General features: G+C 71.0%; 17 protein-coding genes and 1 pseudogene. 10 read left to right on the top strand and 8 right to left on the bottom strand.

Annotated features, from left to right (window positions below; translation table 11 throughout):
* Positions 1–41: 41 nt before the first annotated feature.
* Complete coding sequence (locus AQJ46_RS13930) at positions 42–665, bottom strand: DUF6578 domain-containing protein (RefSeq protein WP_059205914.1); 624 nt, start codon at positions 663–665, stop codon at positions 42–44.
* A gap of 105 nt (positions 666–770) precedes the next feature.
* On the opposite strand from AQJ46_RS13930, the gene AQJ46_RS13925 reads away from it, so the two are divergent.
* Entirely contained in the window at positions 771–1538 is a 768-nt protein-coding gene (locus tag AQJ46_RS13925) for a site-2 protease family protein (RefSeq protein ID WP_059205913.1), read from the top strand.
* On the opposite strand, the gene AQJ46_RS13920 is transcribed toward AQJ46_RS13925, so the two are convergent.
* Together AQJ46_RS13920 and npdG are read right to left on the bottom strand one after the other, a co-directional pair.
* Positions 1523–1762, bottom strand: coding sequence for a hypothetical protein (locus AQJ46_RS13920; RefSeq protein ID WP_079072260.1), 240 nt, complete (start codon positions 1760–1762; stop codon positions 1523–1525). The two genes, AQJ46_RS13925 and AQJ46_RS13920, sit on opposite strands and share 16 nt — an antisense overlap.
* 4 nt (positions 1763–1766) lie before the next feature.
* Entirely contained in the window at positions 1767–2474 is a 708-nt protein-coding gene (gene npdG, locus AQJ46_RS13915; RefSeq protein WP_059205912.1) for an NADPH-dependent F420 reductase, read from the bottom strand.
* A 280-nt stretch (positions 2475–2754) separates the two neighbouring features.
* On the opposite strand from npdG, the gene AQJ46_RS13910 reads away from it, so the two are divergent.
* Positions 2755–3357: a hypothetical protein gene (locus AQJ46_RS13910; protein WP_057613846.1), complete on the top strand. Its 603-nt coding sequence runs from the start codon at positions 2755–2757 to the stop codon at positions 3355–3357.
* Positions 3358–3408: 51 nt separating this feature from the next.
* The gene (locus AQJ46_RS13905; protein WP_208616932.1) at positions 3409–4707 is read left to right on the top strand and encodes an MFS transporter; all 1299 of its coding nucleotides are present in this window, start codon (positions 3409–3411) and stop codon (positions 4705–4707) included.
* On the opposite strand, the gene AQJ46_RS13900 is transcribed toward AQJ46_RS13905, so the two are convergent.
* The gene (locus AQJ46_RS13900) at positions 4708–4938 is read right to left on the bottom strand and encodes a hypothetical protein (protein ID WP_059205911.1); all 231 of its coding nucleotides are present in this window, start codon (positions 4936–4938) and stop codon (positions 4708–4710) included.
* A 58-nt stretch (positions 4939–4996) separates the two neighbouring features.
* Between AQJ46_RS13900 and map the strand changes: the two genes are divergently transcribed.
* Positions 4997–5854 carry a type I methionyl aminopeptidase gene (map, locus tag AQJ46_RS13895; RefSeq protein ID WP_059205910.1) on the top strand — a complete coding sequence of 286 codons (858 nt, stop codon included), beginning with the start codon at positions 4997–4999 and terminating at the stop codon, positions 5852–5854.
* Positions 5855–5868: 14 nt separating this feature from the next.
* Positions 5869–6054 (top strand): annotated as a pseudogene (locus AQJ46_RS57220) (hypothetical protein); the annotation flags it as partial.
* Between the two features lie 13 nt (positions 6055–6067).
* On the opposite strand, the gene AQJ46_RS13890 reads toward AQJ46_RS57220, so the two are convergent.
* Complete coding sequence (locus AQJ46_RS13890; RefSeq protein WP_059206331.1) at positions 6068–6712, bottom strand: PhzF family phenazine biosynthesis protein; 645 nt, start codon at positions 6710–6712, stop codon at positions 6068–6070.
* A 157-nt stretch (positions 6713–6869) separates the two neighbouring features.
* Here AQJ46_RS13890 and efeO point away from each other — a divergent pair, with 157 nt between their 5' ends.
* Genes efeO through AQJ46_RS13870 form a run of 4 tightly spaced genes read left to right on the top strand, consistent with a single transcriptional unit; the run spans position 6870 to position 11119 of the window.
* Positions 6870–8015: an iron uptake system protein EfeO gene (gene efeO, locus AQJ46_RS13885; RefSeq protein ID WP_059205909.1), complete on the top strand. Its 1146-nt coding sequence runs from the start codon at positions 6870–6872 to the stop codon at positions 8013–8015.
* 10 nt (positions 8016–8025) lie between these two features.
* Positions 8026–9285, top strand: coding sequence for an iron uptake transporter deferrochelatase/peroxidase subunit (gene efeB, locus AQJ46_RS13880; protein ID WP_059205908.1), 1260 nt, complete (start codon positions 8026–8028; stop codon positions 9283–9285).
* A gap of 3 nt (positions 9286–9288) precedes the next feature.
* On the top strand, positions 9289–10161 hold the full coding sequence (gene efeU, locus AQJ46_RS13875; protein WP_059205907.1) for an iron uptake transporter permease EfeU: 873 nt from the start codon (positions 9289–9291) through the stop codon (positions 10159–10161).
* Positions 10121–11119, top strand: coding sequence for a hypothetical protein (locus tag AQJ46_RS13870; RefSeq protein WP_079072258.1), 999 nt, complete (start codon positions 10121–10123; stop codon positions 11117–11119). The genes efeU and AQJ46_RS13870 overlap by 41 nt, the downstream gene beginning before the upstream one ends.
* A gap of 15 nt (positions 11120–11134) precedes the next feature.
* On the opposite strand, the gene AQJ46_RS13865 is transcribed toward AQJ46_RS13870, so the two are convergent.
* A complete protein-coding gene (locus AQJ46_RS13865; RefSeq protein WP_059205905.1) occupies positions 11135–11872 on the bottom strand; it encodes a bifunctional DNA primase/polymerase in 738 nt (245 codons plus the stop codon).
* A gap of 90 nt (positions 11873–11962) precedes the next feature.
* The gene (locus AQJ46_RS13860) at positions 11963–12595 is read right to left on the bottom strand and encodes a TetR/AcrR family transcriptional regulator (protein WP_059205904.1); all 633 of its coding nucleotides are present in this window, start codon (positions 12593–12595) and stop codon (positions 11963–11965) included.
* A gap of 106 nt (positions 12596–12701) precedes the next feature.
* Here AQJ46_RS13860 and AQJ46_RS55445 point away from each other — a divergent pair, with 106 nt between their 5' ends.
* Entirely contained in the window at positions 12702–12887 is a 186-nt protein-coding gene (locus AQJ46_RS55445; protein WP_159064027.1) for a DUF6243 family protein, read from the top strand.
* A gap of 21 nt (positions 12888–12908) precedes the next feature.
* Here AQJ46_RS55445 and AQJ46_RS13855 read toward each other — a convergent pair whose 3' ends face one another.
* Complete coding sequence (locus AQJ46_RS13855) at positions 12909–13901, bottom strand: small ribosomal subunit Rsm22 family protein (RefSeq protein ID WP_059205903.1); 993 nt, start codon at positions 13899–13901, stop codon at positions 12909–12911.
* Positions 13902–13986 lie beyond the last annotated feature (85 nt).

Raw genomic sequence — 13986 nt, 5'->3', positions numbered from 1 at the left:
CAGTCGCCGTGAGCGCGGCCCGGACCCCCACCACCGCGGGCTCACGCCCCGCTCAGCCCCGCCAGCAGCTCGGCGAGCTCGTCGGCCGGCAGGCCCTCGGTCTCCGTACCGGGCGGCGAGCCGGGCGGGATGCCCCGGGTCCTGCGGACGGTGTGCGACAACGCCGAGTCCGTGTCCGGGACCTCCAGGGTGACCACGAGCCCCGCCTCGGACCGCGCGCCCCCGCCGCCGGCGAACCACTTCGGGCTCGCGTCCACCGACCGCAGCGACCGGCGCCCCGGCACCGGCTCCCAGGTCCTCGAACCCGGCTCCGTCTCGCCGTACTCCTGTGTCACGACCTGCACGCACCGCACCCGGCCGCGGACCTCGGGCAGCCGGCCCCCGTGCGTCTCGACCGTGAGCAGCCCGACGAGCCGGTCCGAGCCGTCCGTTGCCGCAACGCTCTCCCCGACCCCGACGACCAGGCCTCTCCTGTCCCGCAGCACCCGCTCGGTGCCCTGCTCCACCGCGCCGGCGAGCTCGGTGAGCTGGTCCCGCCAGCCGCCCCCGAGGACGTCGTCGGCGGCATGGAACAGCAGCGGCCAGCGCACTTCCTCCCCCACCGAGAACGGCGTACCGCAGCACTCCATCTGCCAGTCCGCGTAGAAAACGTGCCACAGCCCCATGTCCCCACCCTTCCACGGAACCTCCGCCCCACCCCAAGACGTTTTCACCTGTGCCCGGTACCGTCGGGCCGTCCCACCGCGCGCAGGTCCAGTCCAGGGAGCCCCATGACCACCGCCACCACCCGCCACAGCGACCGGCGGATCAGCCCGGTCTTCCTCGGGATCGTCGCCGTGACGGCGGTGACGGGCTGGGCCACCTGGACCGGATTCGCCGAGCGGACGGACATCGCCGTCTTCCTGTTCGTGACCGGCGCCTGGATCGTGTCCCTCTGTCTGCACGAGTACGCGCATGCACGCACCGCACTGCACAGTGGCGATATCTCAATAGGGGCGAAGGGCTACTTGACCCTCAACCCTCTCGCCTATACCCATGCCCTGCTCAGCATCGTGCTCCCCGTCATCTTCGTGATCATGGGCGGCATCGGCCTGCCCGGCGGCGCGGTGTTCATCGAACGCGACAGGATCCGCGGCCGCTGGCGGCACAGCCTGATCTCCGCGGCGGGCCCCCTCACGAACGTCCTGTTCGCGATCGCCTGCACAGCCCCGTTCTGGCTGGACGCCCTCGACGGCGTACCGCTGGAGTTCCGCTTCGCGCTGGCCTTCCTCGCCCTGCTCCAGGTCTCCGCCGCGATCCTGAACTTCCTGCCCGTCCCGGGCCTGGACGGCTACGGCATCATCGAGCCCTGGCTCTCGCACGACGTCAAGCGCCAGATCGAGCCCTTCGCCCCCTTCGGCCTGCTGTTCGTGTTCGCGCTGCTGTGGGTCCCGCAGGTCAACGGCGTGTTCTTCGACCTGGTGCACTCGGTCCTGAACGGACTCGGGGTCAGCGAGGCGGAGGCGTCGATCGGCTGGAGCCTCTACCGCTTCTGGTAGGCGCCGTCGGCCTTGCCGCGCTTGACGTAGTACCAGCACATGTTGGACGAGAGCCCCGCCAGCAGCACCCACACGATCCCCAGCCAGCTGCCCTGGATGAAGGAGACGACCGCCGCCGCGACGGCGAGGAGGCAGACGGCGAGAGCGTAGAGGGCGAGGCGGGGCATGTCGACGGGCTCCTGTCGGGGGGACACTGCTGTGCTTCGCCGACCAGTGTCCCCCATCGGCTCACACGTCCGTGACCCGCAGTCCCGCGTGCGCCTTGTACCGCCGGTTGACCGAGATCAGGTTGGCGACCAGCGACTCCACCTGGTGGGCGTTGCGCAGCCGGCCCGCGAAGATGCCGCGCATGCCGGGGATACGGCCGGCCAGCGCCTGCACGATCTCCACGTCGGCCCGCTCCTCGCCGAGCACCATGACGTCGGTGTCGATCTCCTCGACCTCCGGGTCCTGGAGCAGCACCGCCGACAGATGATGGAAGGCGGCGGTGACCCGCGAGTCCGGGAGCAGGGCCGCCGCCTGTTCCGCGGCGCTGCCCTCCTCCGGCTTCAGCGCGTAGGCGCCCTTCTTGTCGAAGCCGAGCGGGTTGACGCAGTCGACGACGAGCTTGCCGACGAGCTCCTCACGCAGCGACTCCAGCGTCTTGCCGTGGCCGTCCCACGGCACGGCGACGATCACGATGTCGCTGCGGCGCGCGGTCTCGGCGTTGTCGGCGCCCTCGACACCGTGCCCGAGTTCGTCGGCGGCGGCCTGGGCGCGGTCGGCGGCCCGGGAGCCGATGATCACCTTCTGCCCGGCGCGGGCGAGCCGGTAGGCGAGGCCCTTGCCCTGCGGCCCGGTCCCGCCGAGCACGCCGACGACGAGTCCGGAGACGTCGGGAAGGTCCCAGGGGTCCTTGGCGGGAGCCTTCTGTGCAGCACTGTCGGTAGAGGTCATGGGCCCGACTTTACGTCCGCCCCGCTCGCCCAGGCCGGTCGGGTGAGCGGTGTCACGGGCACCCGCCCGAAGGTGATCCGGTCACAGGCGCGAGGCCCCCGGCGTCGTCGCGGCGCCCGACGGGCGAGGCGTCGACCCGGGCCAGGTCGGATCCCCCGATCCGGACCGGCTCGCAGCAGGCGCCGGCGGGCCGTCGTCCTCGGTGCCTCTCTGCCCGGTTCGGGCGAATTCGGGGTGAACCACCGGTAACCGGCGTCCGCTTGCGGCAGGATGCGAGCCCATGGACGCCGTACGGGTCGCGCTGCTGCGCGAAGTGCTCGCCGGGACCGAGTGGTTGGGGGCCACGCGACGCTTCGCGGGCGTACTGCGGGGGTCGGTGGTCTCGCACGGCGGCGGACTGCTCCTGGTCGGCACGCCGGAGTACGAACCGTGGCACCTGGCGGCCCATCTGGTCGACGAGGCCGCCTGGTCGGGCACACCGGAGCTGGCCCCCACTCTCGTACGCCACGACGCGCGCCCCACCGACCCCGCGCACCTGTCGGTCGGCCCTGGCCGACTCGCGGCGGCCCGGCGTGGCGAGACCCTGCTGGTGGTGTCCCCGGACCGGCCGGGCGCCCCGCTTCTGGAGCACGTGCACGACGCCCGACGGGCCGGCGCGACGGTCCTCTCCCTCGGCCCCGGCGAGGGCGAACTCGCCGCGATGGCCCACGAGTCGCTGGCCGTACCGGAGGGCACGGACCTGGACCTGGACACCGTGCAGCACCTGGTGAGTGCGGCGGCCGGAGAGAACGCCGTCCCCACCCCCAGGGGCCGGCGGCGGTTCCGGGACCGGCTGTCGCGACTGGCCGACCAGCTGACCGCGCCGCCTCCCGCCCGCTGGTAGCCGCGAAAAGCAGTTGCCGGACCGGGAGGCCTGCCCCGACCATGACCGGTCGTGACCGACGACGCCCCCGAACCCCCCTCCGGCCTTCGCGCCATGCTCCCCGACCTCGCCCCCTGGCGGGCTTCCCGGGACTTCCGGCGGCTGTGGTACGCGGGGCTGATCTCGAACTTCGGCAGCTTCCTGACCTTCGTGGCGCTGCCGGTGCAGCTGAAGGAGCTGACCGGTTCGGCGGCGGCGGTGGGCGCGATCGGGGCCGTGGAGCTGATCCCGCTCCTCGTCTTCGGGCTGTACGGCGGCGCGCTCGCGGACGCGTGGGACAAGCGGAAGCTGATCGTGTGGACCGAGGCCGGGCAGGGTCTGCTGAGCGTGGCCCTGCTGCTCAACGCCCTGCTGCCGCACCCCGCCGTGTGGCCGCTGTACGTCGTCGCCGCGCTCTCCTCCGCCCTGGTCTCGGTGCAGCGCCCCGCGCTCGACTCCCTCTGGCCCCGGATCGTGGCCCACGACCACCTCCCGGCGGCGGCCTCGCTGAACTCCTTCCGTTGGACGGTCGGCGGGGTCGCGGGTCCGGCGCTGGCGGGCGTGGTGGTGGCCTACGCGGGCCTCGGCTGGGCATACGGCGCGGACCTGCTGACCTTCGCCGTGTCCGTCGTCCTCGTCGTACGGATCGCAGCCTCCCCCGCCTCCCACGAGGCGGCCAAGCCGTCGCTGAAGGCCATCGCGGAGGGCGCGCGGTACGCGTGGGGGCGCAAGGAACTCCTCGGCACCTACGCCGTCGACCTCGCCGCGATGTTCCTGGCGATGCCGCTGGCCCTGCTGCCGTTCCTCGCGGACGAGCTGGACGCGGACTGGTCGCTGGGCCTGATGTACGCGAGCGTGCCGCTCGGCGCGCTGCTGGTGAGCCTGGTCAGTGGCTGGACCACGCGGATCCACCGGCACGGGCGGATGGTGGTCCTCTCGGCAGCCCTGTGGGGTTTGGCCATCGCGGCGGCCGGGATCATGAGCAACGTCTGGCTGGTGCTGTTGTTCCTGACCGTGGCCGGAGGCTGCGACATGGTCAGCGGGATCTTCCGGGGGATCATGTGGAACCAGACGATCCCGGACGAGCTGCGCGGCCGGCTCGCCGGGATCGAACTGCTGTCGTACTCGGTGGGACCGACCGTCGGCCAGGTCAGGGCCGGCGGTTTCGCCTCGTATTGGGGTGTGCGGACGTCGGTCTGGTCGGGCGGGGTACTGTGCGCGGGCGCCGTGGGCCTGCTGGCTCTGTGCCTGCCGAAACTGATGACCTACGACGCACGCACGGACCAGCACGCGGCACAGGTGCGGGACCAGAGAGCCGCAGCCCAGGTGTGATCAGTCGTCCTCCCGGCCGCCCGCCGGAGAGTCGTGCCACTTGGGGTCGTTCTCCCACTCGAGGTTGCGCTCGCGGGCCGTCTCCATCGCCTGCTCGGCCTCCTTGCGGCTCGCGTAGGGCCCGAACCGGTCCTTGGCCGGGCACTGGGGCCCTTCCTCGACCTTCTTGTGCTCCAGGCAGTAGTACCACTCGCCCGGCTTGCCGCCCGCTCGCTTCTTGAACAAGGGCATGACCTGCTCCTCTCGCCTCCGACATGTTCCCCCATCGCCGCTGGATAGACTCGTCGGCATGTCTGGCCAGTCGCTGCTCGTGCCCGGGGAACTCTCCCCCATCCGTTCCGTGCCCGGAAACATCCGTCGCCCGGAGTACGTCGGCAAGCCCGCGCCGACGCCGTACAAGGGTCCGGAGGTGCAGACTCCGGAGACCGTCGAGGCGATGCGGGTCGCCGGCCGTATCGCGGCGCGGGCGATGGCGGAGGCCGCGAAGCTGATCGCCCCCGGGGTGACCACCGACGAGCTGGACAAGGTGGCGCACGAGTACATGTGCGACCACGGCGCCTATCCGTCGACGCTCGGCTACCGGGGCTTCCCGAAGTCCCTGTGCACCAGCCTCAACGAGGTGATCTGCCACGGCATTCCGGACTCCACCGTGCTCCGGGACGGCGACATCGTCAACCTCGACGTGACGGCGTACATCGGCGGGGTGCACGGCGACAACAACGCGACGTACCTGGTGGGTGACGTCGACGAGGAGAGCCGGCTGCTGGTCGAGCGCACCCGGGAGTCGCTGGCCCGCGCGATCAAGGCGGTCAGGCCGGGCCGCCAGATCAACATCATCGGCCGGGTCATCGAGTCGTACGCCAAGCGCTTCGGCTACGGAGTCGTCCGCGACTTCACGGGCCACGGCATCAACTCCTCCTTCCACAGCGGCCTGATCATCCCGCACTACGACAGCCCGCACGCGACGACGGTCATTCAGCCCGGCATGACGTTCACGATCGAGCCGATGCTGACGCTCGGGACGCACGAGTACGACATGTGGGACGACGGGTGGACGGTCGTCACGAAGGACCGGAAGCGGACGGCGCAGTTCGAGCACACGCTGGTGGTGACGGAGACGGGGGCGGAGATCCTGACGCTGCCGTAGTACGTCCCTGTCGCTCCGAGCAACTGTGGTTCGTCTACGAGGCGTTGGAGACCGGGTCCGAGAATTCGGCCGCGGATCCGGTGGCCGGCCCCTTCATACGGCCCGAGCTGGTTTTGCACGAGAAGACCTGGGGCTTCGACAAGAAGGGCGACGGTGTGCGCTTCCACGTCTTCGAGGAGCTCTCCCACCCGGCCGCGTTCAACGGCGTGAGCCTCAGCGCTCCAGGAAGACCCGGCCTCCCACTTCCACCCATCCTCCCGGCTGCGGAGCCGTGAGGATCTGGGAGCCGGCGCCCTGGACGATGTTCAGGGCCCGGCCGAGTTCGGCCGTGAGCTGGAGAGCCGCGGCGCCTGTGGCCTCGTCCTCCTCGACACCGTCACCCCGGCCGGGAAAGCCACGGGCCCGGATCCGCCCGGCGGCCTCGTCCTCCCACGCCCAGGCGTAGATCCACTCCCCCACCGCCGGAACGACCAGATCGTCCACCTCGGCGGCGGTGCCGTACTGGCGGAAGGTCCGCGGCGCCGCCCACTCGGCCCGCGCCTCGATCCAGCTGAACTCCCCGTCGAGCCGGGTACCGACGACCCCCGCGGGCGTGACGAGTTCGGGCACGTCGAGCAACCAGGCCGCCCCGACGCACGGATACCCGGCGAAGGCCAGCCGCACGGAGGGGGTGTAGATGTCGATGACCCCTCGCTCGGGGTCGTCGACGAACACGGTCTCGCTGAACCCGAGCTTCGCGGCGAACGCCTGCCGCTCGTCCCGGTCCGGCATCACGGACCCCTCACGGACGACGCCCAGCTCATTGCCGTAGCCGCCGTTCGGCGCGCAGAAGACGCGCAGCACGTCGTAGTCACTCACGGAGGAATTGAAGCATCCGTGCACGCCCCGCACTTCCACGTGACCCCGGAGCGGAACCTTTGAATCTCCTTTGACCTTCCCTTGACGGTTATTTTGCGCCATAGATAGATAAGCCTCAGATAAGTTAGGCGAGCCTCACCAACCCTCAGGAGCTCGTATGCGTGCCGCCAGACTGTCCGTCCTCACCTTCACCGCCGTGGCGGCCCTGACCGCCGTCACGGGGTGCACGGAGAAGGGAAGCTCGGGCGACAGCGACCGCGTGATCGACGTGACCGCGACCGACAGCAAGTGCGAGGTCTCCAAGAAGGCGTTCCCGGCCGGCCATGTGGAGCTCGCCATCGAGAACAAGGGCTCCAAGGTCACCGAGGTCTACGTCCTCTTCCCGGACGACCGGATCGTCACCGAGCGCGAGAACATCGGCCCCGGCACCAAGCAGAAGGTCACCGCCGAGGTGAAGGCCGGCGACTACACGATCGCCTGCAAGCCCGGCATGAAGGGTGACGGCATCCGGCAGGAGGTCAAGGCCACCGGCGGGTCCGTGGCCAAGCGCGACCCGCGCCTCGACTCGGCCGTCGCCGCGTACCGCAAGTACGCGCAGGAGCAGGCCGACGCCACCCTGCCGCTCGCGAAGACCTTCGCCGCCGCGGTCAAGGCCGGCGATCTCGAGGCCGCCAAGAAGGCCTACGCCCCCTCCCGGATCGGCTGGGAGCGCACCGAGCCGGTCGCCGAGTCCTTCGGTGACATCGACCCGAAGGTCGATGTGCGGGCGGACGGGCTGGAGGGCGGGCAGAAGTGGACCGGCTGGCACCGGCTCGAGAAGTCCCTCTGGCAGGACAAGAAGATCACCGCCGAGGACAAGACCCTCGCCGACCAGCTGATCACCGACCTCACCGACTGGCAGAACCGGGTCGGCAAGGCGGACATCACCCCGACCTCGATGGCCAACGGCGCCAAGGAGCTCCTCGACGAGGTCGCCACCGGCAAGGTCACCGGCGAGGAGGAGCGCTACTCGCACACCGACCTCGTCGACTTCAAGGCCAACGTCGAGGGCGCCGAGAAGTCGTACGCGCTGCTGAAGCCGGTCGCCCAGGAGAACAACGCGGCCCTGGTCACCGAGCTCGACAAGCAGTTCGCCGCGCTGAACACGCTCCTGGACAAGTACCGCGCCGACAAGGCGTCCTACGACTTCACCTCGTACGACAAGGTCGGCGACGCCGATCGCAAGCAGCTGTCGGACGGTGTGAACGCGCTCGCGGAGCCGCTGTCCAAGCTCGCCGCCGCCGTCGTCACCAAGTCTTCCTGAGGCAGGGGTCATGACGGACACAGCAAAGGATCCGGCTCCCTCGCGCCGTGCGCTGATCGGCTGGGGCGGGGCCGGGCTCGCGCTCGGTGCCGCCGCTGCCGGTGGCGCGGTCGCGATGACCCGTACCGGCGACGACATCGAACCGACCGCGGCCGAGGCCGGTGCCGCCGTCGAGTTCCACGGCACCCACCAGGCGGGCATCGCCACCCCCGTGCAGGACCGGCTGCACTTCGCCGCGTTCGACGTGACGACGGAGGACCGCGCCGAGTTCGTGCAGATGCTCAAGGACTGGACGGCGGCCGCGCGGCGGATGACCGCGGGGAAGGCGGTCGGCGAAGGGGCGTACGGCGGTCTCGCCGAGGCTCCGCCGGACGACACCGGGGAGGCGCTCGGGCTCAAGCCGTCGCGGCTGACGCTGACGATCGGCTTCGGGCCGTCCCTCTTCGGGAAGTTCGACCTGGCCGACCAGCGGCCCGAGGCGCTCGTCGACCTCCCCCAGTTCGCCGGGGACAACCTCGACAGGAACCGCAGCGGCGGCGACCTGTGCGTCCAGGCCTGCGCGGACGACCCGCAGGTCGCCGTGCACGCGATCCGCAACCTCGCCCGGATCGGCTTCGGCAAGGTCGTCATCAAGTGGTCGCAGCTCGGCTTCGGCAAGACGTCCTCGACGACGCCCGACGCGCAGACCCCGCGCAACCTGCTGGGTTTCAAGGACGGCACCCGCAACATCGCGGGCACGGAGACGGACCGGCTGAAGAAGTTCGTGTGGGTGGACTCCGCCAAGGAGGCCAAGGACGCCCCGTGGATGAACGGCGGCTCATACCTCGTCGCCCGCCGTATCCGTATGCACATCGAGACCTGGGACCGCACCTCGCTGCAGGAGCAGGAGGACATCATCGGCCGGGACAAGGGCGAGGGCGCCCCGGTCGGCAAGGCCAAGGAGCGCGACAAGCCGTTCCTGCCGGCGATGAAGCCCGACGCGCACGTCCGGCTCGCGCACCCCGACTCCAACCACGGGGCGACGATCCTGCGCCGCGGGTACTCCTTCACCGACGGCACGGACGGACTCGGCCGGCTGGAGGCGGGTCTGTTCTTCCTCGCCTACCAGAAGGACGTCCGCGAGGGCTTCATCCGGATCCAGCGCCATCTGGCCACGGACGCGCTCAACGAGTACATCCAGCACGTGGGTTCGGCGGTCTTCGCCGTCCCACCCGGCGTCCGTGACAAGGACGACTGGTGGGGCAGCACGCTGTTCTCCAAGGAGGCCTGACCCGTGTTCTCCAACTACCTGATCGGTCTGCGAGAGGGCCTGGAAGCCAGCCTGGTCGTCTGCATCCTCATCGCCTACCTGGTGAAGACGGGCCGCCGGGACGCCCTGAGGCCCATCTGGATCGGCATCGGTGTCGCGGTCGCGCTCGCCCTCGGTTTCGGGTGCGCGCTCGAATTCGGCTCGCAGGAGCTGACGTTCGAGGCGCAGGAGGCGCTCGGCGGTTCCCTGTCGATCCTCGCGGTCGGCCTGGTGACCTGGATGGTCTTCTGGATGCGGCGCACCGCCCGGCACCTGAAGTCCGAACTGCACGGCAAGCTGGACGCCGCCCTGCAGATGGGCACCGCCGCCCTGGTCGCCACCGCGTTCCTCGCGGTGGGCCGGGAGGGCCTGGAGACCGCCCTGTTCGTGTGGGCGTCGGTGCACGCGGCCGGCGACGGCACCCCCCGCCCGCTGGTCGGCGCGGCCCTGGGCATCCTGACGGCGGTCTTCCTGGGCTGGCTGTTCTACCGCGGAGCCCTGCGGATCAACCTGGCCAAGTTCTTCACCTGGACGGGCGGCATGCTGGTCGTCGTGGCCGCCGGTGTGCTGGCGTACGGCTTCCACGACCTCCAGGAGGCCGACTGGCTGCCGGGCCTCACCAACAGGGCCTTCGACATCAGCGACACCATCCCGCCGGACAGCTGGTACGGCACGCTCCTCAAGGGCGTGTTCAACTTCCAGCCTGATCCGACGGTCCTTCAGGTCACGGTGTGGCTGCTGTACTTGATCCCGACGCTCGCGCTCTTCCTCGCCCCGGTAGGGTTCGCCTCCGGGAAGGGGAAGGTGAAGGCACCTGATGAGCAGGGATCGCGGCCCTCGAAGGCTCCGCAGGCTTGACCGGAGCGCACTGATAGCAGCCTCTGTGACCGCTTTGTCGTTGACGGCGAGCGGATGCATGGTGGTGCACGGCGAGCGGGAGGTGCTCCCCGCGACCACCAAGGCGGAGGCCGCCAAGGCGCTCCAGCAGTTCACGAGCGCGTACAACGCTGCGGACAAGGCGTACGACAGCTCGTTGGACGCCGCCCACGTCTCCGGGGCGCTCGGTGCCATCGACGCGGCGCGGCTGAAGGCCGGCAAGGCCAACAGCCCGAGCGGCAATGCCACGCACACACCGCTGAAGCTGTCGGACGTGACGTACACCATCCCGAAGAAGGCGGGCTGGCCGCGCTGGTTCGTCGCCGACGCGGCCGGCAACAAGGGCGGCACCGCGCGCTGGCTGCTCGTGTTCACCCGCAACGGCCTCGACGAGCCGTTCCAGGTGGCGTATCTGACGCTGGTGGCCGAGGGCAAGGTGCCGCAGTTCAAGAAGGACGCGGACGGCTGGGGCGAGACGGTGCCGGTGAACTCGGCCGAACTGGCCGTCCCGCCCGGCGAGGTGGGCCAGGAGTACGCGACCTATCTCAAGAGCGGCGGCGACACCTTCGCGGACGGCGCGTACACCAGCACCTGGCGTGCGGCGCGCGAGAAGGACGGAAAGCGGCCGGGCCTGGTCACCCAGTACATCGACGAACCGATGACGAGCGGCGACTACCAACCGCTGGCCCTGCGCACGACGGACGGCGGGGCGCTGGTGTTCTTCGCCACGCACCTCTACACGAAGCAGACGGCCGCCCCGGGCACCTCGATCCCCACCAACGATGCCGTGCGGGCCCTGACGACCGGCGAGATCAAGCAGTCCCTGACGATGGAGATCGTCTCCAACTCGGTGGCCGTCGACCCGCCGAAGGGCGCGGGCGAGCAGCAGGTCACCGTGCTCGGCCGGATCCAGGGCCTGACGTCCGCGAAGGGTTCGTAGAGACCGGCCCGCTCGCTACCGGCGCAGGGGCCAGGCCGCGTTCTCGTGGTCCGGCTCCTCGCCGACGTAGCGGGAGCAGGCGTCGGTGAGGACTTCCAGGAGGCTCAGCGGGTCGGGCAGCGGGTGTTCGGGGCCGCGGACCCAGTGCACGGCCTGGTCGCCGGGCAGCCGGGCGGGCGGTACGAGGACGTAGGAACCCCGGCAGTGCCAGCGCAGGCCGGGGTGTTCGTCGGCCGTCTCGGGGTGGCAGTCCAGTTCGCACGGCCACCACTCGTCCTCGTCCTCGGGGGTGCCGCGGGTGAGGGTGAAGAACAGGAGCCGGCCGTCGTCGCTCTCGGCGACGGGTCCGACCTCGATCCCGGAGCCGAGAAGCCGCTCGAGCGCTTCCCGTCCGGCTTCCAGGGGGACGTCGAGGACGTCGTGGACCATGCCGGTCGCGGTGATGAAGTTGGCCTGCGGCTGGTGCCGGGCCCAGCGCTCGATCTGCGCGCGGTCGGTGGTCGACTGGGTCTGCCAGGCGAAGGACACCGGGTGCCGGGCCGGGGTGGGACAGCCGACACGGTCACAGGAACACCGGTAGCCGGGGGCGGGATGCGCGGCGGGCGCGAGCGGGAGTCCCGCTGAGGCAGCGGCCAGCAGCAGGGCCTCACGACCGCCTTCGTGCCCGGCGTCGGCCTCCTTCGGCCGGCGTCCGCGCAGCCACTGGGAGAGTTTGCCCTGCAGGCCGGTCCGGCCTCCCGACTCCGCGCTCATCTATCGCCCTCGCCTCGCTGTCGTGCGGAACAGCATGCCTTATGGTCCCACTTTCCTGGGCTCCGGGGGTCCGGAAGCGAGGGGAGGCACTCAGCGGGGTGCGATGCCGTGGAGGGCGTAGTCGACGAGGGTGTCGGTGTAGTCGTAGGTGATCGGGCCGGTGTACTGGAGCCAGCGCTGGGCGAGGGGGGAGACCCAGAGTTCGAGGGCGATGCGCGGGTCGATCTCGGGGCGCACCTGGCCGGCCTCCTGGGCGGCGCGCACCCGGTCGACGTACAGCTGGAGCGACGGTTCGAGGAGCTTGGCCATGAAGGCCCGGCCGACCTGCTCGTTGACCACGCCCTCGGCGGCCAGGGCGCGGGAGGGGGCCTCGAAGCGGGGGTCCTTGAGCTGGTCCACGGTGAGTCGCAGTACGGCCTTGAGGTCGGCGGCGAGATCACCGGTGTCCGGAATGGTGTACGTCGCCTCGGGGCCGGCCTCCCGTGCCGCCTGCTCGCTCAGGTCGAGGAAGGCCTCCATCAGCACCTCCGCCTTCGACGACCACCAGCGGTAGATCGTCTGCTTGCCGACACCGGCACGGGCGGCGATCCCCTCGATCGTGGTCTTGGGGTAGCCGACCTCGGCGACGAGGTCGAGGGCGGCGTCGTAGATGGCGCGGCGGGACTTCTCGCTGCGCCGGGTGGTGTCGGGGGCGGCGGGCTGCTTGGAGTTGTGGGTGGCCATGGGGCGAACTTACCAGGTTGACAAGACGGTGCGTCTCGCCGGAGAGTGGATGCGTTGGGCGAGACGATACGTATCGTCATGAGTCGGATGAGTGAAGGAGCAGGTCATGGCACGAGGTGGATCGGGCGGCATGCTCGGAGTCGGCGGCACACGCAGCAACATCGGCCGCAAGGCCCTGCGCGGCGGCGACCGCGACGGCCAGATCGGCGGCGCGCGGGACCCGCGGGCGGACAAGCGTGAGCTGTTGCGGAAACTCCAGGAGAAGCGGGAGGGGGAAGCGGCTTCGTCGTGACCGGGCCACCGCGGACCGGGGCTACGGCCTGTCCGACGGGGGCCAGGGGTCGCCCCACGCCGCGTCCCTCGCCGCCTTGTACAGGTCACCGTGCCGTTTGGTGACCGTGCGGCGGGTCAGGTGCTCGTCGGGCTCGCACAGGTCGAGGAGCACCTGTCCCTTGCGGATCTGCGGCCGGCGGATCACCCGGGCGGACGCCGGAGTGGCGGGGAGTCGGGTCGCCGCCACGTAGCTGAACTTCTCGTCCTCGTACGCCAGTGAGCCGCCCTTGACCTGACGGTGGAGGGACGACCGGCTGACCCTCGCCGAGAAGTGGCACCAGTCCTCGCCAGGGACGATCGGGCACGCGGCGCTGTGCGGGCAGGGCGCGGCGACACGGAAGCCGGCGGCGATCAGCCGGTCGCGGGCCTCGATGACGCGGGCGTACCCGGCGGGGGTGCCGGCCTCGACGATCACGACCGTCTGCGCCGACGCCGCCGCGGTGTCCACGAGGGCGGTGCGGTCGGCGGGGGTGAGTTCGTTGAGGACGTAGGAGACGGTGACCAGGTCCGTGGCGGGCAGGGTGAGGTCCTTGCCGATCCTGGTGCGCTGCCAGTGGGCGTCGCGCAGTGCCGGGTTCGCGGTGGCGATCTCGCGGCCGAGGGCGAGCGCGGGGTCGGACCAGTCGAGGACGGTGACCGCGCGGTCGCCCGGCCAGGTGGCGGTGACGGCCCAGGTGGCGGCGCCGGTCCCGCCGCCGACGTCGCTGTGACTGGCGGGGGTCCAGTCGGGGGTGGCCTCGGCGAACGCCTCCAGGGCCGCGTGGACCGCCTCGAAGGTGGCGGGCATGCGGTACGCGGCGTAGGCGGCCACGTCCGCGCGGTCGCGGAGGATCGGGGTGTCGGTGGGGGTGGTTCCGCGGTAGTTGGCGATCAGGCGGTCCACCGCCTGCGCCGCCTGCTTCGGGGGGAGGCCCTCCAGGAGGGTGCCGAGGGCGGTGCGGAGGGTTTCGGACGGGCGTGCGGGGGCGGTCACCCGAGGATTCTATGGGCGGCCGGTGGGGGTGGGCCTCGCCGGTTTTCTCGCCCCCGCCGCCCCTACCCGTCCCGTCCCCAGGGGC

Origin of the sequence: Streptomyces canus (assembly GCF_001514145.1) — a bacterium.
GTDB classification, from domain to species: domain Bacteria; phylum Actinomycetota; class Actinomycetes; order Streptomycetales; family Streptomycetaceae; genus Streptomyces; species Streptomyces canus.
Note: the sequence above shows the minus strand (reverse complement) of the source record. Positions and strands in the feature narration are given on the sequence as shown.

What these genes read in the sequence shown, in the direction of transcription:
- AQJ46_RS13910 (WP_057613846.1), top strand. Translation starts at nt 2,755, where the DNA reads ATGGACGCCGTACGGGTCGCGCTGCTGCGCGAAGTGCTCGCCGGGACC.
- AQJ46_RS55445 (WP_159064027.1), top strand. Translation starts at nt 12,702, where the DNA reads ATGGCACGAGGTGGATCGGGCGGCATGCTCGGAGTCGGCGGCACACGC.
- AQJ46_RS13920 (WP_079072260.1), bottom strand. Translation starts at nt 1,762, where the DNA reads ATGGGGGACACTGGTCGGCGAAGCACAGCAGTGTCCCCCCGACAGGAG.
- AQJ46_RS13860 (WP_059205904.1), bottom strand. Translation starts at nt 12,595, where the DNA reads ATGGCCACCCACAACTCCAAGCAGCCCGCCGCCCCCGACACCACCCGG.
- npdG (WP_059205912.1), bottom strand. Translation starts at nt 2,474, where the DNA reads ATGACCTCTACCGACAGTGCTGCACAGAAGGCTCCCGCCAAGGACCCC.
- AQJ46_RS13900 (WP_059205911.1), bottom strand. Translation starts at nt 4,938, where the DNA reads ATGCCCTTGTTCAAGAAGCGAGCGGGCGGCAAGCCGGGCGAGTGGTAC.
- AQJ46_RS13865 (WP_059205905.1), bottom strand. Translation starts at nt 11,872, where the DNA reads ATGAGCGCGGAGTCGGGAGGCCGGACCGGCCTGCAGGGCAAACTCTCC.
- AQJ46_RS13925 (WP_059205913.1), top strand. Translation starts at nt 771, where the DNA reads ATGACCACCGCCACCACCCGCCACAGCGACCGGCGGATCAGCCCGGTC.
- AQJ46_RS13930 (WP_059205914.1), bottom strand. Translation starts at nt 665, where the DNA reads ATGGGGCTGTGGCACGTTTTCTACGCGGACTGGCAGATGGAGTGCTGC.
- AQJ46_RS13870 (WP_079072258.1), top strand. Translation starts at nt 10,121, where the DNA reads ATGAGCAGGGATCGCGGCCCTCGAAGGCTCCGCAGGCTTGACCGGAGC.
- efeB (WP_059205908.1), top strand. Translation starts at nt 8,026, where the DNA reads ATGACGGACACAGCAAAGGATCCGGCTCCCTCGCGCCGTGCGCTGATC.
- map (WP_059205910.1), top strand. Translation starts at nt 4,997, where the DNA reads ATGTCTGGCCAGTCGCTGCTCGTGCCCGGGGAACTCTCCCCCATCCGT.
- efeO (WP_059205909.1), top strand. Translation starts at nt 6,870, where the DNA reads ATGCGTGCCGCCAGACTGTCCGTCCTCACCTTCACCGCCGTGGCGGCC.